This is a genomic window from uncultured Mailhella sp., from assembly GCF_944324615.1.
Classification (GTDB): domain Bacteria; phylum Desulfobacterota; class Desulfovibrionia; order Desulfovibrionales; family Desulfovibrionaceae; genus Mailhella.
Window position 1 is genome coordinate 67,943 of record NZ_CALUWY010000002.1, and the last position, 20,202, is coordinate 88,144.

General features: G+C 59.9%; 16 protein-coding genes. 8 read left to right on the forward strand and 8 right to left on the reverse strand.

The genetic code is table 11. From position 1 onward, the window contains the following. The first annotated feature begins 11 nt into the window (after nt 1-11). The 7 genes from Q0K07_RS00940 (at nt 12) to Q0K07_RS00970 (ending at nt 7,061) form a co-directional block, all read left to right on the forward strand. Nucleotides 12-926 (forward strand): M23 family metallopeptidase, encoded by a 915-nt coding sequence (locus Q0K07_RS00940; RefSeq protein ID WP_294555169.1) that lies wholly within the window; start codon nt 12-14, stop codon nt 924-926. Further along, nucleotides 923-1,153: an exodeoxyribonuclease VII small subunit gene (xseB, locus tag Q0K07_RS00945; RefSeq protein WP_294555172.1), complete on the forward strand. Its 231-nt coding sequence runs from the start codon at nt 923-925 to the stop codon at nt 1,151-1,153. Before Q0K07_RS00940 ends, xseB begins: the two co-directional genes overlap by 4 nt. Nucleotides 1,154-1,384: 231 nt before the next feature. Further along, nucleotides 1,385-2,266 carry a polyprenyl synthetase family protein gene (locus Q0K07_RS00950; RefSeq protein WP_294555175.1) on the forward strand — a complete coding sequence of 294 codons (882 nt, stop codon included), beginning with the start codon at nt 1,385-1,387 and terminating at the stop codon, nt 2,264-2,266. Between the two features lie 16 nt (nt 2,267-2,282). Next, nucleotides 2,283-4,232, forward strand: coding sequence for a 1-deoxy-D-xylulose-5-phosphate synthase (dxs, locus tag Q0K07_RS00955; RefSeq protein ID WP_294555177.1), 1,950 nt, complete (start codon nt 2,283-2,285; stop codon nt 4,230-4,232). Further along, nucleotides 4,229-4,903, forward strand: coding sequence for a thermonuclease family protein (locus Q0K07_RS00960; protein ID WP_294555180.1), 675 nt, complete (start codon nt 4,229-4,231; stop codon nt 4,901-4,903). Before dxs ends, Q0K07_RS00960 begins: the two co-directional genes overlap by 4 nt. Before the next feature lie 202 nt (nt 4,904-5,105). Then, the gene (locus Q0K07_RS00965; protein ID WP_294555183.1) at nt 5,106-5,669 is read left to right on the forward strand and encodes an ACT domain-containing protein; all 564 of its coding nucleotides are present in this window, start codon (nt 5,106-5,108) and stop codon (nt 5,667-5,669) included. 21 nt (nt 5,670-5,690) lie between these two features. Continuing rightward, nucleotides 5,691-7,061: a PFL family protein gene (locus Q0K07_RS00970; RefSeq protein ID WP_294555186.1), complete on the forward strand. Its 1,371-nt coding sequence runs from the start codon at nt 5,691-5,693 to the stop codon at nt 7,059-7,061. 100 nt (nt 7,062-7,161) lie between these two features. Here Q0K07_RS00970 and Q0K07_RS00975 read toward each other — a convergent pair whose 3' ends face one another. The 5 genes from Q0K07_RS00975 to Q0K07_RS00995 all read right to left on the reverse strand — a co-directional run bounded on the left by Q0K07_RS00975 (nt 7,162) and on the right by Q0K07_RS00995 (nt 14,977). After that, on the reverse strand, nt 7,162-8,376 hold the full coding sequence (locus Q0K07_RS00975) for an MFS transporter (RefSeq protein WP_077071846.1): 1,215 nt from the start codon (nt 8,374-8,376) through the stop codon (nt 7,162-7,164). A gap of 144 nt (nt 8,377-8,520) precedes the next feature. Next, complete coding sequence (locus Q0K07_RS00980; protein WP_294555192.1) at nt 8,521-10,194, reverse strand: FAD-dependent oxidoreductase; 1,674 nt, start codon at nt 10,192-10,194, stop codon at nt 8,521-8,523. A 149-nt stretch (nt 10,195-10,343) separates the two neighbouring features. Then, nucleotides 10,344-11,990: an FAD-binding protein gene (locus Q0K07_RS00985; RefSeq protein ID WP_294555195.1), complete on the reverse strand. Its 1,647-nt coding sequence runs from the start codon at nt 11,988-11,990 to the stop codon at nt 10,344-10,346. A 21-nt stretch (nt 11,991-12,011) separates the two neighbouring features. Beyond that, entirely contained in the window at nt 12,012-13,931 is a 1,920-nt protein-coding gene (locus tag Q0K07_RS00990; RefSeq protein WP_294555199.1) for a TRAP transporter fused permease subunit, read from the reverse strand. A gap of 62 nt (nt 13,932-13,993) precedes the next feature. After that, the gene (locus tag Q0K07_RS00995; RefSeq protein WP_294555202.1) at nt 13,994-14,977 is read right to left on the reverse strand and encodes a TAXI family TRAP transporter solute-binding subunit; all 984 of its coding nucleotides are present in this window, start codon (nt 14,975-14,977) and stop codon (nt 13,994-13,996) included. A gap of 212 nt (nt 14,978-15,189) precedes the next feature. On the opposite strand from Q0K07_RS00995, the gene Q0K07_RS01000 reads away from it, so the two are divergent. After that, complete coding sequence (locus Q0K07_RS01000; RefSeq protein WP_294555205.1) at nt 15,190-16,140, forward strand: LysR family transcriptional regulator; 951 nt, start codon at nt 15,190-15,192, stop codon at nt 16,138-16,140. 162 nt (nt 16,141-16,302) lie between these two features. Here the strand turns inward: Q0K07_RS01000 and Q0K07_RS01005 are convergent, their stop codons facing one another. The 3 genes from Q0K07_RS01005 to Q0K07_RS01015 form a co-directional block, all read right to left on the reverse strand. Further along, the gene (locus Q0K07_RS01005) at nt 16,303-17,496 is read right to left on the reverse strand and encodes a hypothetical protein (protein ID WP_294555208.1); all 1,194 of its coding nucleotides are present in this window, start codon (nt 17,494-17,496) and stop codon (nt 16,303-16,305) included. 2 nt (nt 17,497-17,498) lie between these two features. Next, the gene (locus Q0K07_RS01010; protein WP_294555211.1) at nt 17,499-18,905 is read right to left on the reverse strand and encodes a glycosyltransferase family 1 protein; all 1,407 of its coding nucleotides are present in this window, start codon (nt 18,903-18,905) and stop codon (nt 17,499-17,501) included. A gap of 194 nt (nt 18,906-19,099) precedes the next feature. Next, nucleotides 19,100-20,188 (reverse strand): hypothetical protein, encoded by a 1,089-nt coding sequence (locus tag Q0K07_RS01015; RefSeq protein WP_294555212.1) that lies wholly within the window; start codon nt 20,186-20,188, stop codon nt 19,100-19,102. Between the last annotated feature and the right edge of the window lie 14 nt (nt 20,189-20,202).

Consider the following 20,202-nt stretch of genomic DNA (forward strand, 5'->3'; position numbering starts at 1 on the left):
GAAGATATGCCATGAAACGCTTTCTTATCCTGCTTCTGACCGCCCTTCTTCTCCCCTCCCTTGCCGGGGCCGCCGAATTTTCCGTGCCCGACAAGGTGAGTCAGGGCCATGCCTTCCCCGCAGCCGTCACCGGCAGCGCCCCCTTCGAGGCTTCCTTCCTCTGGCGGGGTGAAACGCTCCGTGTCCGGGCCGAACAGGAAAAAACCTCCCCTCCGCTGTGGAAGGCGCAGGTGCTTCTTGCCATGCCCATCGACGCCAGGGGCGGACAAAGGGTCGTCATTGAGGCGGAAGGGGTGAAAAAGAACGTTCTCATTCAGGCCGTACCCGTGGCATGGCCGAAAAGCATCCTCAAGGTGGCGCCCAGGTACGTCGAACCTCCGCGCGAAGTGCGGGAACAGATAGCCTATGATGCGGCGCGCAGCAAGAAGGCCCTTGCCTCCCGCACGGAAAAGTCGTGGACGCTTCCCCTGAGCCGCCCCGTGCCCGGCGGCATCACCAGCCCCTTCGGCGGGCGGCGTGTGTTCAACGGGCAGAGCCGCGCCCCGCACAAGGGCACGGACATGCGCAGTCCCGAAGGCGCGCAGGTGAAGGCCGCCGCAGACGGTGTGGTCCTTCTGGCGGAAAAGCAGTATTTCGGCGGCAACAGCATCTACATCGACCACGGGCAGGGCGTCGTCAGCACCTACGCGCACCTTTCCGCCTTCGACGTGAAGGAAGGGGACATGGTGAAAAAGGGGCAGGTCATCGGCCGTTCCGGCTCCACGGGCCGGGTCACGGGACCGCATCTGCATTTCGGCCTGCTCGTGCAGGGGGTGGCCGTGGACGCCATGCCCCTGCTTCAGGATCCTCCGCAGATCGTGGGGGGACCTTCCCGCAGTATTTTCGACCAACAGCAGAAGGCCGCAAAGGCCCGGAGCGCACGATGAAAAAGAAAGAACCCACCTTTGAGGAACGCCTTGCACGGCTTCAGGACATCGTGGCCACGCTGGAAAAAGGCGAAAGCCCTCTGGAAGAAAGCGTGACCCTGTACAAGGAAGGCCTGGCCCATGCCGCGGCCTGCCGCCGCCAGCTGGAAAAGGCCCGCCACGACATACGGCTCTGCACCGAAGAAGGCACGGAACCTTTTTCACCGGCCGAAGGGGAAGAAGAGTAACGCAATATCCCTCTGATATCGCTCAGAGGGAGAAGCCCTGCGCGGAAAAAAGTCTCTGCACGGGCTTCCCTGACTTGCGCGAAAGAGCGCTCTTGCGTATCTTCCGGATTGATATTCGTAAAAAAGCACCCTTCCTTCGCGCAGGGCGGTGCACGGGGCGCACGCCCTTTGCGCCCCACACGCATCCCGGCTTCTCAGCCTCCCTTCCGGGGAGGCCTTACAGGGGGATATATGCCCGCAGATCTTCGCAGCAGAATAGAACAGTATCTTTCCTCCGCCTTTCTTGCCGAGGATATCCCGCACCGCCTTTCCGACGCCATGCGCTACAGCCTGCTGGCCGGGGGCAAACGCCTGCGCCCCGTGCTCTGCCTCTCCGTGGCGCGGGCCTGCGCACCGGACAGGGCGGAAGAGCTTACGGAAAAGCTCCTTCCCTTTGCGGCCGGGCTGGAGATGATCCACACCTATTCGCTCATCCACGACGATCTGCCCGCCATGGATGACGACGATCTGCGCCGCGGCTGCCCCACCTGCCACAAGGCCTTCGACGAAGCCACCGCCATTCTCGCGGGCGACGCCCTGCTCACCAACGCCTTCAGCCACATGGCCCGGGCCGATGTTCCGGCGCCGCTTCTTCTGGAAGCGCTGCGCCTCACGGCCGACGCCGCCGGGGCCGCAGGCATGGCGGGCGGCCAGATGCTGGACCTGCTCGGCGAAGGCAGACGGCTTTCCCTGGAGGAACTTTGCGTTCTCAACGAAAAAAAGACCGGCGCGCTTTTATTCAATGCCTGTGAATGCGGCGCGGTTCTTGCGGACGCCTCGGAAGAAAAACGCGCCGCGGCGCGCCGTTACGGCAGTGAATTGGGCATTGCGTTTCAGATAACCGATGATATACTCGACGTAGTGGGAGATGAAGCCACGGTAGGCAAACAGGTGCGGCACGATGAAAAAAGCGCCAAGGCCACCTGGCCTTCCCTCCTCGGGCTGGAAGGCGCGAGAGAAAAGGCGAAAGAGCACTGCGCCGCCGCCGAAGCGGCCATAACGGGCGTTTTTTCCGGTCCCGACGCCGATTTTCTCCGCGAAACCTCCCAAAAGCTTGTCAACCGCACCCATTAGCCCGCGAAGAATTCCCATGACCGATACGCCCCTGCTCTCCAGCCTGCACCTTCCCGAGGACATCCCCGGGCTCTCCCTCCCGCTCAAGCTGGCGCTGGCGCAGGAACTGCGCGACACCATCATCCGCGTGGTCACGAAAAACGGCGGACATCTGGCCCCCTCCCTCGGCGTGGTGGAACTGACCATAGCGCTGCTTTCCTGCTTCGACCCGGCCCGCGACCCCATCGTGTGGGACGTGGGGCATCAGAGCTACCCGTGGAAGCTGCTCACCGGGCGCGCGGAACGCTTCGACACGCTGCGCCGCTACGGCGGCATTTCCGGTTTCCCCAACCGCAACGAAAGCCCCTACGACTATTTCGGCGTGGGCCACGCCTCCACCTCCATTTCCGCCGCCCTCGGCATGGCCACGGCGCGCGATCTCAGGGGCGGGAAGGAACATGTGGTGGCCGTCATCGGCGACGGCGCCCTTTCCGGCGGCATGGCGCTGGAAGCGCTGAATCAGGCGGGCGGCATGGGCAAACGGCTCATCGTCATCCTGAACGACAACAAGATGTCCATTTCCGAGAATACGGGCGCGCTTTCCCGCTTTCTCAGCCGCAACCTCTCCCACAGCACGGTCATGCACATCAAGCAGCATGTGGCGCGCGTGCTCTCCCGCCTGCCCAAGGGGGAAACCATCGTGGACATCATCCGCAAGGGCGAGGTCAGCTTCAAGTCGTTCTTCACTCCGGGCGTTCTGTTCGAGGCCTTCCAGTTCAACTACATAGGCCCCATCAACGGGCACGACATTCTTCAGCTGGAAAAGCATCTTCAGGCCGCCAAGGAACTGGACATGCCCGTGCTGCTGCACATCCGCACGCGCAAGGGCAAGGGCTACTCCCCGGCAGAACACGATCCGGCCCATTTCCACGGCATTTCCGCCTCCGTGCCCGACGAAATAAGCACGCCTCCCCAGCCCAGCGGCTGGAAGCCCTCCGGTCCCGGCTTCAGCCGGGCCTTCGGCGACGAAATGTGCGCCCTTGCGGAAAAGAACCCGCATCTTTTCGCCATCACCGCCGCCATGCCCGACGGCACGGGTCTGCAGGGCTTTCACGAACGCTTCCCGGAACGCTTTGCCGACGTGGGCATCTGCGAGGAACACGCCGTCACCTTTGCCGCCGGCCTCGCCTCCCGCGGCTATCACCCCGTGGTGGCCATCTATTCCACCTTCATGCAGCGCGCCTACGACCAGATCATCCACGACGTATGCCTGCAGAACCTGCCCGTGACCCTCTGCCTGGACCGGGCCGGTCTCGTGGGCGAAGACGGTCCCACCCATCACGGTGCCTTCGACCTTTCGTGGCTGAGAAGCGTGCCCAATCTTTCCCTGGCCGCCCCGCGCGATGAAGACGCCCTGCGTCAGGCCCTTGCCCTTGCCGTTTCCATGCCCCGCCCCGTGGCCCTGCGCTACCCGCGCGGTTCGGGCCGCAGGCTCGATCCTTCGCGCTACCGCATGGCGGACAGGCTGGAAAAGACTGCGCCGGGCTATCCCGCCCCGGGCAGGGGAGAACTTCTTCTGCGCGGCAACACGCGCGTGTGCATTCTCGCCGCAGGGCAGAGAGCCGTTCCCTGTGCGGAGGCGGCCCTGCTCGCCGCAGAACACACGGGAAATCTCGCCTCCGTGTTCGATGCCTGCTGGGTGAAGCCTCTGCCTGAGGAGCAGATTCTTGCCCTGGCGGAAGAAAACGACGCCCTGCTCATTGTGGAGGAAAACACCCTCATGGGCGGATTCTCCTCCGCCGTGCTGGAACTTCTGGCCGATCACGACGCCCTCGGCGGTCTTAAAATACGCCGCCTGGGCCTGCCGGACCGCTTCCTTCCTCACGGTCCGCTGCGCCGTCTGCGCGCCGACGTGGGCCTCAACGTTCTCGGCATTCTCGCTGCTCTGGAAGAACTGCTGCCCCCCGCTCCCGACTCCGCGTCATGAAAAAACGCAGAAAGTTCTTCCCCCGCAGGCGCAAAGGTTCCGGCTTCTACAGTCTGGAACTCGCGATTCTCTGCGTGCTTCTCATGACGGCGGCCTATGTGGGAACCGTGAACCGGCCCTCGGGCACCGCCCATGTCCCCTCCGCTCCCGGAAAGGAGGCTCCCGCATCCTCTCCGCGTGCGGAGACGAAAAAAGGCGCTGCCCCAGCTTCCGGAAACGCCGTGGTCGATGCGCGCCTCTACCGCCTTGCCCGCATGACCGACGGCGACTGCTTCGAGCTCAGGGATGAAAAGAACCGCCTTCTGCGCGTGCGGCTTTACGGCATCGACGCCCCGGAAGGCAGTCAGCGCTTCGGCAGAGAATCGCGCGAGCATCTTCAGAGCCTCATGGCGGGCCGGAAGATGCGCATAAAAACCATGTATGAAGACAATCACAAACGCGCCGTGGCCCTTGTCTACCTCAGCGACGGCGACGGCATCGACGAGCGTTCCGTGAATCAGCGCCAGATACAGGCGGGCATGGCCTGGGTGTACGACTATTTCTGCACCGAAGGCTTCTGCAATACCTGGAAGCTGGAAGAGGCCATGGCCCAGAAGCAGCAGCTCGGCCTGTGGAAGGACGCCTCCCCCACGCCGCCCTGGCAGTGGCGGCGTTCCCACTCCGGGCGCTGATCCGGCGTGAACGGCCGCATGAGGGAAAAACGGCAGGGCGTTCTCACCTGCGCCGTCTTTTACATCTTTGAATACGTCCTGAGAGCCAAACAGCGCTTGACGCTTCTTGCCCTTCCCGTCTATCCTTTTCACATTTCCCACGATTACGCCTCGCGCGCCGCTTCCGGCACGGGGCGGCAACCCTCTTTGTATCGAGGCGACCGTGAACCATATTGTCATTTCTGTCATCGGACGCGACTGCCCGGGCGTGGTCTACGCCATCTCCAGCGCCCTGTCCAAGGAAAAGTGCAACATTGAAGAACTGAGCCAGACCATTCTGAAGGGCCAGTTCGCCTCCATCTTCATCGTTTCCGCGCCCGAAGGCGTGACCGAGGAAGACATACAGCGCGTGGTGAGCCTCAACCTTGAGTCCCGCAACATGGAACTCACCGTTTCCGCCCGCACCTTTGAAACCGACACCTTCTCCAGCACCGAGGAAACGGAACCCTTCGTGGTCACGGTCAACGGCTCCGACCAGCCGGAAATCATCGCCATGATCTCCGGCATCTTCGCCGAACAGAAGGTGAACATCGAAAACCTCAAGGCCATCCGCGTGAGCGAAGACACCAACGAATGCGTGCTGGTCTTTGAAGTGGCGCTGCCGATGTCCATCAACCGCAACGCGTTCCGCCAGATGCTCCAGGCCAAGGCCCGCAACGTGGGGCTGTCCATCAGCATCCAGCATCAGGACATTTTCGAAGCCATCCACCGCGTACCCATCGTCTAACCCGCATCACAGGTCTGCCCCATGCTTACTGAACGCGAAGTGCTCAGCACTATCAACATGCTCCGCAACGAACATCTCGATGTTCGTACCGTCACCCTCGGCATCAGCCTTTTCGACTGCGTCAGCCACGACTTCGACGTGTTCTCCTACAAGGTCCGTGCCAAAATCGCCAAATATGCCGCCCATCTGGTGGAAACCTGCAACGAAGTGGGCGCGCGCTACGGCATCCCCGTGGTGAACAAGCGCATCAGCATCAGCCCCATGGCCGTGGTGGGCGCGGGCTTCAACACCGAACAGATGGTGCGTGCCTGCCAGATGCTCGATGAAGCGGCCAAGGAAGCCGGCGTCGACTTTCTCGGCGGCTTCGGCGCGCTGGTGGAAAAAGGCATGACCCCGGGCGACCGCGCCCTCATCGACGCCCTGCCCGAAGCCCTCGCCACCACCGACCGCGTGTGCTCCTCCATCAACGTGGCCTCCTCCAAGGCGGGCATCAACATGGACGCCGTGGCCCTCATGGGCCGCCAGATCCTCAAGGTGGCCGACGCCACGAAGGAACGCGACGGCATAGGCTGCGCCAAGCTCGTGGTCTTTGCCAACATTCCGCAGGACGTGCCCTTCATGGCCGGCGCCTATCTCGGCATAGGCGAACCCGACGTGGTCATCAACGTGGGCGTTTCCGGCCCCGGCGTGGTGAAAAAGGCCATCGACCGCGCCAAGGCCACCCACGAAAGCCTCACCCTGAGCGACGTGGCCGAAGTCATCAAATCCACAGCCTACAAGGTGACCCGCGTGGGCGAGCTCATCGGCAAGGAAGTGGCGGACCGCATGAATCTGCCCTTCGGCGTGGCCGACCTCTCCCTCGCCCCCACCCCCGCCGTGGGTGACTCCGTGGGCGAAATCTTCCAGAGCGTGGGTCTTTCCTCCATCGGCGCCCCCGGCTCCACCGCCGTGCTCGCCATGCTCAACGATGCCGTGAAGAAAGGCGGCGTGTTCGCCTCCTCCCATGTGGGCGGGCTCTCCGGCGCCTTCATCCCCGTTTCCGAAGACTCCAGCATCGAAGCCGCCGCCAATTCCGGCGCGCTCACCATGGAAAAGCTTGAGGCCATGACCAGCGTCTGCTCCGTGGGCCTCGACATGATCGCCATTCCCGGCGATACTCCCGCCACCACCATTTCCGGCCTCATTGCCGACGAAATGGCCATCGGCATGATCAATACCAAGACCACGGCCGTGCGCGTCATTCCCGTGCCCGGCAAGGACGTGGGCGAAACCGCCATCTTCGGCGGTCTGCTCGGTCAGGCCAAGATCATTCCCGTGAACAGGGGCGACGCCTCGGCCTTCATCAATCTCGGCGGCCGTATCCCCGCCCCCATCCACAGCCTGAAGAACTAGCCGTTCCGGCCGCTTCTTCACGCCCTCTGTGCAGAAAAAGGAGAGTTCCGCCGGGAACTCTCCTTTTTTCATGCCTCATGCAGGAAGGCAGGCGCGCCGTTCAGACCTTTTCCTTCAGATATGTTTTTATCTCAAAAAGATAACACAGGAAGGCAAGGAAGGCGAACACCTGAAGAAGCGCCATGGCGTACAGCAGTCCCTGCCCTCCGCCGCCCAGAACGTCGGAAAGAAATCCGGTGAGCAGAGGCCCCCACGCGCCGCCGAAAAGAAACATCATGGTGCCGAGCAGACCCGTCATGCCGCCGCGATACCTGTCTTCCACCACGTCCTGCGTGATGCTGAAGTAAAGAGGAATGGGCATCATGAGAATGACGCTGTCCAGCATTCCCAGAAGACAGATCGCCCAGAGAGATATCCTGCCCACGCAGATATAGAACACAAGTTTCGTGCATAAAATGAGCAGCATACACACAGCGGCGGCCTTCACTCTTCCGCCCGGAGAACGGGCTCCCCAGAAATCGGCGAACATGCCGCCGAGACAGGGACCGCACGCCCCGGCCAGCAGAAAGCAGGCGCTCAGAAGCGCCGCGGTGGAAGGTTCCACAAAATAGGTGCGCATGAGCAGCACCGGCAGCCAGGACTGCCAGGCATACTTGATGATGCAGAAAAAGCCCCCTGCACATGCCGTTATGACCAGCGTGCGCTTTTTCAGAAGAACGGGAATGCCCGAAAGATAGTCCCTGCCTGCGGGCCGCTGCTCATCGGGCAGGCGGTACACCACAAAGGCCAGAACAAGCGCCGGTATGATGAAGAGGAAAAAGCAGTACCGCCAGTTGCCCGTGAGCGAAAGCACCGCACCCCCGAGAAGGGTTCCCAGAGCCATGCCGAGCGGAGCCCCCATCTGAAACATGCCGAGTACGCGGGCACGCTTCGAGGCGGGATAATACTGCGAAAGCCAGGCCGTTCCGCCCGAGCCCGTACTGCCTTCATTGGCGCTGGCGAAGATGCGGGCGCAGCAGAGGGAGAGAAAGCTCCCGGCCATGGCCGTGCCCGCCATGGCCATGCTCCACACCGCGGCGCAGAGGGCGATGAACTTTCTTCTCTTCCAGACGTCGTTCATGACGGCGCCCGGAAAAATAACGAAAATGAGGGTGATGAGCAGAACGGAATGAAGAAGTCCGAGTTCCGCGTCGGAAAAACCCATGTCCGTCTTCATGGCTTCTCCGACGACGGCAAGCACGGAACGATCCATGAAGTTGAGACTGTACAGGGCCAGAAGCGCCGGAAGAATCCATTTGGGAGGAAGTGTTCGCATGATCGCATCCTGTGCCGGGGGGCGGAAATATTCCCGCAGAGAGGGAGAGACTGTCCGTCGACTTCCGTCTTACAAGGCAGGAAGGAGGAAATGAAACGTCCTCAGGCGGCGCGCCGCCTGAGGACGAAGATCACCACGGCGTCATCACACCAGCATGGTGATGGGGAATTCTATGGCTATGGCGCCCGTGGGGCAGCCTATGCGGCAACAGGCGCAATGCCAGCATTCCTCGGGATAACGGACGAACGGCCCGTCCTCGTTTCTTTCCAGAATATAGTTGGGGCAGCGCTCCACGCACGCCCCGCAGTCGATGCAGTGCCCGCAGTGCATACAGCGGGAGGCCTCGGCCTGTGCCTGCTCGGCCGTAAGGCCGAGATCGATTTCCTCGAAGGGCAGAAGATGCGCGGCGGCGTACCGCCCCGTCGCCTGACGGGGAGCGTGTTCATGATAGGAGGGGTTCTCTATTTCCTCAAACAGAACCACATGCTGCTGCTCCTTGAGGGCGGGGCCACCCACCGCAAGGCGGAGCGTACCGTCTTCCTTTTCCTCGAAGGAAATTTCGGGCATCTGTCGAAGTCCCGCAAGGCGGCAGTGCACGCCTATGGCCGCATTCCTTCCGCTGCCGATGGCCGAAGCCACGGTGGAAGGCCCGGTGACGATGTCGCCCGCCGCAAACAGGCCCGCAACGGAGGTTTCCTGAAAATCGTTCACCACCAGGTGGCCGCGCGCATTCTTTTCCGGCGCCAGCTCCGCCAGAAAATCCGTACCGGGCAGCAGGCCGCTTGCACAGATCACCACGTCGGCATTCAGGGCAAGCTCGTCCCCTTCCCGGTACTCGGCAAGAAGCTCGCCGCTTTCGCTGAAGGAAAAGCTCTCAAGCCCCTTTGCTCTGACGGTGCCGCCTTCCGCGCTCTGCGCCAGATAGGAGGAATGCAGGGCAATGCCTTCCTCTCCCGCCTGGGCTACTTCTTCCTCCGGGGCCTTGATGGCGTCGCTCTTTTCCGGGAACACGAGGCTGACGGAGGCGGCACGAAGGCGTTTTGCCGTGAAGGCGCAGTCGAAGGCCACGCCGCCGCCGCCGAGAACCACCACGTCCCTGCCTTCCAGGCTCTGCCGCGCAAGATTGCTCGCGGCAAGGAAGCTCACTGCGGGAACGAGATTCTCCCTGCCGGGAATATTGAGCAGTCTTTCCCCGCGGTTGCCCACGGCCACCACTGCGGCGTCATGGGTCTTCATGATGTCCGCCATGCTCACGTCACGGCCCACATCCACATTGGTATGGGCGGCTATTCCGAGGGAAAGGACATGCCCCGTTTCTCTGTCCACCACGTTCTTGGGCAGGCGGAAATCGGGTACGGACATGCGCGGCGCGCCGCCCAGCACGGCGGCGGCCTCGAACACCGTCACGTCATGACCGAGAAGACGGAGAAAATAGGCGCAGGTCATGCCGGCGGGGCCGGAACCGATGACGGCCACCTTTCTGCCGGTATCGGCAAGGGGCGTCAGACGGGAAATCATGGGAGTATCGGCGGCAAAACGTTCCAGCGCACGAATGGAAACGCCTTCATCATATTTGCGGCGGTTGCACTTGAGTTCGCAGGGATGCGTGCATACGCGGCCGGTGACGCCGGGGAAGGGATTGCGGCTCAGAAGCACGGCATGAGCCTGTTCCGGTCTGCCGTCCTTGAGCAGGGTTTCCACGGCCTGAATTCTGTTTCCCGCCGGGCAGTACGCCTCGCAGGGCGACGTTCTGCCCTGACGCTTCTGATATCCTGAGACAACCAGCTTTTTCAGTTCCTTACTATATCTTGGCGGCATGTTGTCATCCTCTGAGGTTAGAGCGTTTTTGCTGCAGGCGGCTCTCCGGGCAAACCCCGCCCCCGCCTTTCCGCCAAAAGAGCGGAAAGGCTGCGGGACCGGCGGCAGAAACCGGATGCGCGCTTGCGGAAGGGGAAGAGATTACGGCGTCACTGCCAGAATATGCGGGGCTTTCCATCCACCTTTTCCGTCACCATGAGTCTGTTCAGCGCAGGATCGGGGTCGGGATAGTCCGAACGCATGTAGATGGTGCTGGGAGAAGTTTCCCGGTGTTCTATGCTGGCCAGCGTGGCAAGCTTGCACATTTCAAGAAGCGTGAGCGCCTCATGGGTACGCATGAGCTCATGCCAGTTGTCCGCGACGAGATCTCCCTTGAGGGCCTCGATGCGGGCCAGGCTGTCCATGGCCTGAAGCATACCGCGTTCGTTGCGCACATACCCCATGTAGTAATCCATCACCTGGCGGATGGCGCTTTCAAACTGCTGATAGTGAGTTCCGCCGTCGGAATGGAGGGGAGAAAGCACACGGACGCGCTCTTCTTCGGCCTCGCTTTCCTCCACCTGCGGAAGGGCGGAAACTGCCTCCGCTTTTTCTGCGGCATGGCGGCCTGCGGCATAACCGCCGCACATGGCACCGGAGAAGGCGTGGAAGCCGGTGCCGACGAACAGGCCGGGAATGCTGCTCTCGAAGTTCTCATCACGCATGACCATGCCTTCCAGCGCCAGGTCGCCGATTTCCACTTCCATGAGCTTGTTGTAAAGGTCCACCCCCTTCTGTTCGGAATACTCCTTCCAGGTTGCCTTGTCGCCGGGCATGAGTTCTTCCGAAAGCACTCTCTGGCTTTCATGGCAGAGAGAACGCGTATCCATATAGAAAGGCGGGCCGTAACCGGCGATCTGCTCTCTGACGAGGCCCTGCACGAAAAGGTGACGCGGCGCCTGCTCGCGCATGGGGTGGTACTTGCCCATAAAGCGTTCGTCCTTGTAGTTCAGGGCCGCGCCGCCTTCGCCGGTAAGGCCGTTCATGCCGGGACAGCCGAAGCTCTTGGGAAGCACGGTGGCCGTCTGCCGGGTATCCAGGCAGGCGATGCGCGCCCCTGCCTCGTAGGCGAGAATATAGTGGGAACCGGTGTTGTGGCTGGGGAACTGCGCGTTGAAGGGATTCCGCGTGGAATTGGTGGAGACCCGCGTCGCCCGCGGGCCGAGGGCGAGTACCGTCGAGGCGGCGCGGAACACATGAAATTCCCCGTCGAGCACATTGTAGCCCATGGCGCCGACCATGCGGCCTTCCTTGACGATGAGCCGCGTGATCATGACGTTGTCCACCACGTCCACGCCCATCTCGCGGATCTTCTTCGCGATGAGGGGCTTCATGAACTGCCCGTCGCGGATGAGTATCCACCACCTGCCGGGCTGGCCGAAGCCCTGCGTGCGCAGGTAGCCGCCGTCTTCCTTCCTGCGGAACTGTACGCCCACGTCCGTAAGCCATTCTATCATGTGGGGCATGGCTTCGCCCCACTGACGCACGGTTTCGGGCAGCAGGCCGTTGGTGGGGCTGCTGTAGAACTTCACCATGTCGTCGACGGTGTCGAAAGGCGCATCCGTGTTCAGAACGCCCATGAAGTGGTCGTTGCCGCCGCCGATGCAGCCGCAGCTTTCCAGCTTTCCCTTGTCAACCATCAACGTACGTTTGCCGGCTTCCCGCGCCGCTATGGCCGCACCGCAGCCGCTGGCGCCTCCACCGAGAACCAGTACGTCGGTCTCGTGGAAATGAATGGGGGTTTTCAATGCAGACATAATCTCTCCTGGTATTGAAGGTCAGACCGCAGTACGGGAGTCCGCGGAGGAAAGTGACTTGTACGCCATGAACTGATGGATGAAGAACGCCACGCTGAGCCCCAGGGCCGGAAGAAGCAGCCAGAGGGAACGGAAGAAGGCGCACGCCACCATAAGAATGCCGATGCCGAAGGTGACGAACCTTGCGGGCATACTGATGGGCATGAACGTGAAGCCGCAGATGCTCATGCTGAGCATGAGTACGGCCACGAGCACCCACAGGAAGGCGATGATGCTCACGAAGATGCCGGCATCGGTCTGGCCCAGCATGATCTCGGGGGCGAACACGCAGAAGAAGGGAATGATGAAGGCCACGAATCCCACCTTGAACGCTTCAAACGCCGTGACCATGTAGGGCGCTTCCGCTATGCCTGCCGCCGGTATGGCCGCCGTGGCCACGGGAGGCGTAATGCTGGAGAAGACCGCAAAGATGAACACATACATGTGTGCGGCAAGAACCGGCACGCCGAGGTTGACCAGCGCGGGCACCCCCACCATGGCCACCATGAGGTATGCGGCGAGCGTAGGCACGCCCATGCCGAGGAGAATGCACACCAGAGCCGTGATGATGAGCGCGATGAGCACGTTGCCGTCGCAGAGCAGATTGATGATGGAAGGAATGCGTATGCCCAGGGAAGTCTTGGTCATGACGGCCACGATGGGACCGAGAACGGCGCATGTCACGGCGATCTTGGAACCGGTCACGGCGCCGTCGCGCAGCTCGGGAATAAGGGCAGGCAGCGCTTCCTTGATTCTGCCTTCACGCAGCAGGGCCAAGGCGTTGATGCCGAGAAGCGCCACCACGGCCCAGAATACCGTGAACATGGGTGAAAATCCGAGGAACAGAAGCAGCATGATGATGCCGAGAGGACCGAGGAAAAGGGGTGCTTCCCGGAAAAACTGCTTTCTGGTGTACACATCGGTAAACAGAGACGAGGAGTCGATGCGGAGCTTCTTGGCCTGAAGCTGCGCGTAGATTCCTATGGACAGGAAGTACAGAAGTGCGGGGAAGAAGGCCGCAGTCATGACTTCCACATAGGGAGTGCTGGCCATTTCCGCCAGAACAAAGGCCGTCGCTCCCATGACGGGAGGCATGATCTGTCCCCCGGTGGAGGCCGCCGCCTCAATGGCACCTGCCTGATGGGGCTTGTAACCGGCCTTCTTCATGAGGGGGATGGTAAAGGTTCCCGTAGTGACCACGTTGGCCAGCGAGCTGCCGGTGATGGAGCCCACAAGAGCGCTGGAAATAACCGCGGAAATGGCGGGACCTCCGGCCAGTTTCCTGCCGGCCGCCGCACCCACGCGATTGAAGAACTGGCTTGCACCCGTTGCGGAAAGAAGCGAACCGAACACCACGAACAGGAAGATATAGTTGGCACTTACGCTGAGAGTGCTTCCGTAAAGTCCGCCGGAAAGCCCCATGACGAAGGTGGTGATCATTTCCGTATAGCTGATTTCCGGGGCGGCGATGGTGCCGGGGAGCATATGCCCGAAATAACAGTACAGGATGAACAAGATGGCCACCAGCGGAAAAGCCAGACCGAACGCACGCCGGGATGCTTCGATGCAGAGTACCACAAGCAGGGTGCCGACGATCACATCCTGATCAGTGAGCATGCCTATGGGGCCGCGAATTTCCTGAAGATTACTGTACTCAATAAAAATATAGGATGTTGAATATATGGACAGAACAAGCAGGCAGAGAGCAATTATTTTCTGCAAAGCATTCTTTGCCTTGCTGAAGGACATGAGATACACAAGAGAAAGCGCAAACATGATGTGGAGATTCTGGTGCTGCGTAGGCTCCAGAAGCACGGACTGGGTATATACCATATGATAGAGAATCATGATGGAACCCAGTATCGTCATGATGGCGACAAGGTACTTATCAAGCAATTTCATAACAGCGCTCCTTCTTCTTACTGAGGAATCGGCAGGGAAGGCCTCCTTCCCCGCCTTCGGCCTTAACGGAGACCCTTTTCCTTGTAGTAACGGAGAGCACCGGGATGAATGTCCTCATCCTTGAAAAATTCCCTGGAAGGAACCGTCACATTGACGGACATGGCCTTCCCCACGGGGGTGTACTTGCTGAACTCGTCCTGCTGCTCGCACAGCAGCTTGGCGATGGTATACGCCAGCTCGTCGGGAGTTTCGTCAAAGCCGCCGATGCCGAGGCGTTCTTCCCATGTCATGATGTCCTGTTCGGGAACATTTTCCGCAATGCTGCCCTTGGGCATGAGCACGGGGATGTAGAGCATCTTTTCCGCCTCAGTGGCTTCCTTCATGAACTTTTCATCCACACTGATGAAATGCGGAGCGCCGCGGGAGGCAACAATTTCCGCATAGGCGGGAATGGGCATCCACGGACCGTCGGCACAGGTGGTGATGCCCAGGGCGCCCACATCGGCCGTACCGTCCAGAAGGCCGTTCTGTACCGCCGTCCAGTTGGCATAGGTGGGCTTCATCTTGTCACTGCCGGGAATGGCACGCTTCAGAATGTTCCAGAAATGCCGGCCGCTGGAAGACATGATGCTGGTGGTGATGAAGCGCTTGCCGCTTATGTCGGCCACGGTCCTGATATCGTCCTCATAGGTGATGAGCGTCTGGACGTTCTGCGTCACGAAGCCGATGAGCTTGACGTTCTTGACCGCCCTGGGATAGGGGCTGTTGCCCTGAACGGCGTCCACGAACGAGGTGGTGCTCGTGGCGAACACGGTCTTTGCAGGCTTCTGGGAAGCCTTGATGAGACTGGCAGGAGATCCCGTTGTTTCCACGGGCAGCAGTTCAAACTGCGGAGCCTGCTGCTTTATGATTTCCGAAAGGGCAAAACTGTACTGGTACTGCGTCCCTCCAAAAATGCCCGCCGTAATTTCAAAACGTTCGGCGGCCTGTGCGCTCAGCGTACCGCAGGCGATGATTCCGAGAGTGGCGACGATGTGCTTCAACATGGGCAGTCTCCGTGGTGGGGTGGATGAAAATTTGACCATGGTGAAGTATTAGCGCCGTACGCTTGTGAAAATCAAAACAAATATTTTTATAGTAGCATGAATTAATTTGATAGGCCTGCTATCCGCCGCGCTTAATTCAGTTGACTATTATCACTGGATATATCAACATATTGATTTGATTGTAAAAGATTTTCAAAGTCGGAGTATGGGGCATGATACCGGAAATCACAGGGGACTTTCTGCAGCAGCTGAGAGGTTTTTACTACGTCGCCACGAGCGGCAGCGTTTCCGACGCCGCAAGTCAGATGAACCGGACGCAAAGCGCCGTAACGTATCAGATACAGCTTCTGGAAAAAGAACTCGGCATCGTGCTTTTCCTCCGCCTGAAGAATAAAATGATCCTTACGGAGGAAGGAAAGCATCTTCTTACATGGGCTCTGCGCATATTCGATACCATTTCCGGCATGCAGGAAGAGCTGCAGGGAAAGAAGCAGACAGGCTGCCTCTGCATTGCCGGAAGCCGGCCGATGTTCAATTCCCGGGAGTTCACACAATCGCTGCTGGAATTTCACAGGGAATGGCCCAATATCCATGTTTCCCTGAACAGCGCCCATCCTTCATTCATTTACTCGGGGATAAAAAACGGACAGAACGACTTCGGTCTCATCGGCATGTCCAACACGTTTGAAGATCTCGACTTCATTCCCCTCTTCCGCTCCCCCTTCCTGCTTGCCATAGGAAAGAATGAAGCCGCAGCCCTGCCCTCCGTCATCACGCCCGACGTGCTGAAGAGTCTTCCCTATATTTCCTTCTCCATCAACCTGAGGGAACACATATTGAAATACCACTTTGTTCCTGAACAGATACAGGAATATATGAGCAACAATTCCGTGCTTTCATGCAGCAATTATTTCATTATCATGAACTATGTGGCCATGGGGCTGGGCTGCACCATCATCGACACTTTTTCCTTCAAGAGCTTCAATATTCCGGATAAAATTCACGTCATCGACATCAGTTCCATGGTGGAACCGCTTCAGTACGGCATTCTTCTCAGAAAAAAGAGCAATATTTCACAATTCAAGAAAAACTTCATCGACATGCTTGAGCACAGGCTGAAAAACATCAGCTTTGAAGAAAATATCCCCCACTTTCTTGCCTGACGGCGTACCGGAAACACGTCTCCCGGGAAAAACCGTTCCGGCAACACACCTTCCGGACGTGCCTTCCCGTATGAAAAGCCGTTCCGCAGTCTCCGCCCGGAACAGACGCCGTCCGCAAAAGTCCGCGTGCACCGTGTTTTCCCCGCCTGAACCGGCAGTCGTTCACTCCTCAGAAAGCACCTTTCCGCATGCTCTGAGCACGTCTTCCACCTGTATCTGCTCAAGGGAACGGCAATACGCATGCCCCTTCAGGCATGTCTGCTGCCATGTCTGCATGATGCCCTCACAGCCGTTCGGGCATTCCGTTCCGGAAAGCGCGATGTTCTCCGGGTAGCCCAGCATCCGGGCGCAGGACGGGCCGAAGAGCACCACGGAGCTGCCTGCACGAAGGAAATGACGCAGATGAGGGATAAGCCCTTCGCCGCCGATGTGCAGGCTCGCCTCCTTCACCATGACCATGAGTTCCTCGAAGGAGGTTTTTCCCCGCAGATCCTTCACGCAGGCATCGCCTGCAAGATCCACGCTTCCGTCCGAACCGATGAGAACCAGATCATACGCGGGAAAACGTGTCTCCATGGCATGCAGAAGCTCCCGGTATTTTTCCGCCGACCAGAGCTTCAGCGAATCTGCGCATGACCCGGCTTCCCGCTGAAGGGTCACAAAGGGGCGCGCAAGGCCGAATTTCTCCCGGACCTTCGGGATATCGACGCATGTCAGGGTGAAATCGCTGTCCTTCAGATGCAGGGAACCGTCGAAATCCGGCTGACGTCTCCGGCCTCCGCCCATCACGTCCGCATAATGAATACCCATGGCCTGGTTTTCATCGAGATAAAACGACGCATGGGCCGCCTGAAAACGCAGAAGCCTCTGCGCATAATCGTAAAGGGCGGAAGACATCTTTTCGAGGCGCTCCCAGCACACCGCCTTGAGCTGAGGATTCTGCATGACGTCGAACACGGCGTCGTAGCGCTCGAAGGGAACATGCTCCTTCAGGCTCCGTATCTCCGCCACACAGGGCATGTTCCGGCACAGGGCGCGCATGACGTCCTTCGGTGTGTTCGTATAGATATCCACCGCCCGGCCGGAGCCCGGCAGAGCGGTCAGCGCATCCAGCCAGGAAAGATTGATGATGATGTCGCCTATGCCGCCGCGAAGAAGAAACGCAAGACGGGAATCTCCCTTCCTGCGGGAAGGAGGGATGAGTGTCACTTCCCCGATGACATGGCCGGAAACGGCCCTGCCCAGTGCCCATGCCGCCAGCCTGAGGGCTGCAAGGCGCGGATGAGAAGGAAAGGCGGAACGAAGTTTTTCCACCTGATGGCTGGCCTTGTCGAAAAAAGGAAGGAAAGAAGGCATGATCAAACTCCCTGAAACCGGGGAAGACGGGAAAGCAGCATGGCCGCACTTTCCTTCCAGGAAAGGGGCCGTATCCCTGCCGGGGATATGGTCCGGCCTTCGGCGTCGCGCAAAAGCCATGCTTCCAGACATGAGGCCAGATCTTCCGGCTCGCGTCCGGTGAAATAGGCGGCATGTTCGCCCGCAGTTTCCCGAAACACAGGCATATCCCGCAGAATGAGGGGCCTGCCGTGCTTCGCCCCCTCCGCCACGGCAAGTCCGAAGCCCTCCGCTTCCGAAGGAAACAGCACGCAGCCTGCCGCATCGTACAGCCTGCCGAGGTATGCATCGCCGATACCACTGAGCCAGAACAGACGTCTGCCGTTTTCGGGATGTCGCTCCAGACGCGCCGCAAGCTCGTCGACGCCCCAGCCGCGGCGGCCCACCATGACAAAATTCACATCGACGCCCTTTGACCAGAGTATTTCCATGGCGGCCAGCGCCTGCCCGTAGCCCTTTCTTTTCTCCACCGTGCTCACGGTGAGAAAGCTCGGGCGCCTCTTCATGGCGGAGAATACGGCACAGGCGCTCTCCGGCAAGGTCTCCCCCGCAGCGGCATGGTCCATGTCGCCGCCGAGGTGGAACCAGTCCACGAAGAACGGTCCGTTCCATCCGTTTTCCCTGCGCCAGGCCCGATAATCCTCAGCCACGTCTGCAGAAACCGTGATGACCCCGTCGAACTGGGAAATCAGAGGAAGCCAGCGGACAAAGTCGTCCCGGAACGCCGCGGGACAGAATTCGGGATGACGAAGAGGAATAAGATCGTGCACCAGAAAAATAATTCTCACTCCCTTTTGCTGCAATGCCTTCAACACCTGAAAATGACTCTCCACTTCCCGGGTATCGGGAACAGGGCTGAGAAGAATATCCCCTTTCCGGAAGATGACCGGCATATCCGGAGCCTCTCCGGGCCGCTCACTGTTCCGTGTGAAGCTGCGGGCATGAACATACCCCGAACAGTATCCCGTTGTATATACGGGATACACCGCATAGTCGCCGGAAGTATCCTCCGTCAGGGCATGAAGCAGACTGCGGGTCACGCGCGCAACCCCCGATGTCTCCTCTCTGAAGGCCAGAGGACCGATGTTCCAGAAAAGTCTGCGCCTGCCTTCTTCCAGAAAGAGCGGCCCGGCAGAGGGGCCTGTCGGCGTGCCTCGTCTTCTCAGCTTGAAAAGTTCCAGTCCGCCCAGGCGGCAGCATGTCTTATAGGGGAAGCGCTCCACACGCAGAAGCGGCAGGCCGCCGATCTCCACACAGGTCACAAAACCCCGTCTGCGCAGTCTGACGACCCTCAGCCCCGCCACATACACATCCTGCACAGACTCCCGGAGCAACCTGTCCTCCCCGTCGCACACCGTATTTCCGCGCATTCTCTCTTCAGAATCACGCCTTGTCCGCTTCCAGAATGGATACATGCACTACGCTCCACGCAAACACACTTTTCCGCAGCCATGTAAACGAAAGTTTACTTTCCGCCGTATGAGGGCAGATTCTGCCCCGAACCCTGTGCCGTTCCATAGTCCCGCTGTTTCCACGCAGGCCCACAGGCAGCACAATGTGCGCATCACACGGACTCTGCCCAGATCAGACTGCCGTCGATGAAATGATTGAAGAATGCCCGCTTCGCACAGGGAAGCACGTTGTCGGGCTGCCCGTCGATCAGCTTCTTCAGGCCGTGCATGAGTTCCAGCGCGCATTCCCTGTATGTGGAGGCGGAAAGGGGAATCTCCCGCAGCCAGCGGCAGAAGTCCGGCGTGTATTTCGTCCCTGCCTCTTCGGCATGGGCATCCACCCACAGGTCATGCTCATTGCGGTTCTGCCTGACGAGCGGTTCCCCGAAACTGATGAAGTCTCCCATGTGCCAGGCGATGCGCTCGACCACATAGGAGGCCCATATATCGTCGAAACGCCCTATGCCGGGGCAGAGAAAATAGCCCGGAACAATATCCCTGTGTATGGCCGTGTTCTGGGAATTGAAGGGACTGTACACCCCTTTCTGCAGGGCAAAATTTCCGCTGCGCGCATATTCCGTCACATCTATGGGCGCGGCGAGGCGGGTCACGGCATCAATATCAGGATCCCCCAGCCAGAAGCCGCCGTTGGCCACGCAGCGCACCTTTTCCCGCCCCACGGTACAGGGGGCGTCGTGCACGCGCTCCGGCCAGGAATAGCCCCGGGGGAAGAACGGCCTCCCCTGCCTGTCCTTCAGCCACGAACAGATATTATGCCAGCCCGTGGGGGAAGAAACCACATCCATATCCGTCACGCCGCCCAGATGAGCATGCCCGCCCACATAATCCTCGCAGGCGAGATAGTTGTCGTCGTCGATGAGAACAATGATGTCCGCGCCTTCATCATAAGCCTTCAGAATGGCCACGTTCCTGCGCTGAAGGCAGTTCCACGGCAGAAAACCGTTGAGACGTGGACGGGAGGCCATGAAGCCTTCCTGCGCCTCCACATCCATGAAGAGCACGGAAATGCCGTAGCGCTCTTCCAGCATGCGGCAGTACTCTGCGGCCTCCGGCGGCGTTTTTCTGTCGCCGGTGATGACGATATCCACGTCGTCCTGCCTGCCGTGTTTCAGAACATCTCTGACATAGTCCTCTATCAGATACGGCACATGAATCGTCGTCGTGGTGATGGTGGTCTTCATACACTCTTCTCACT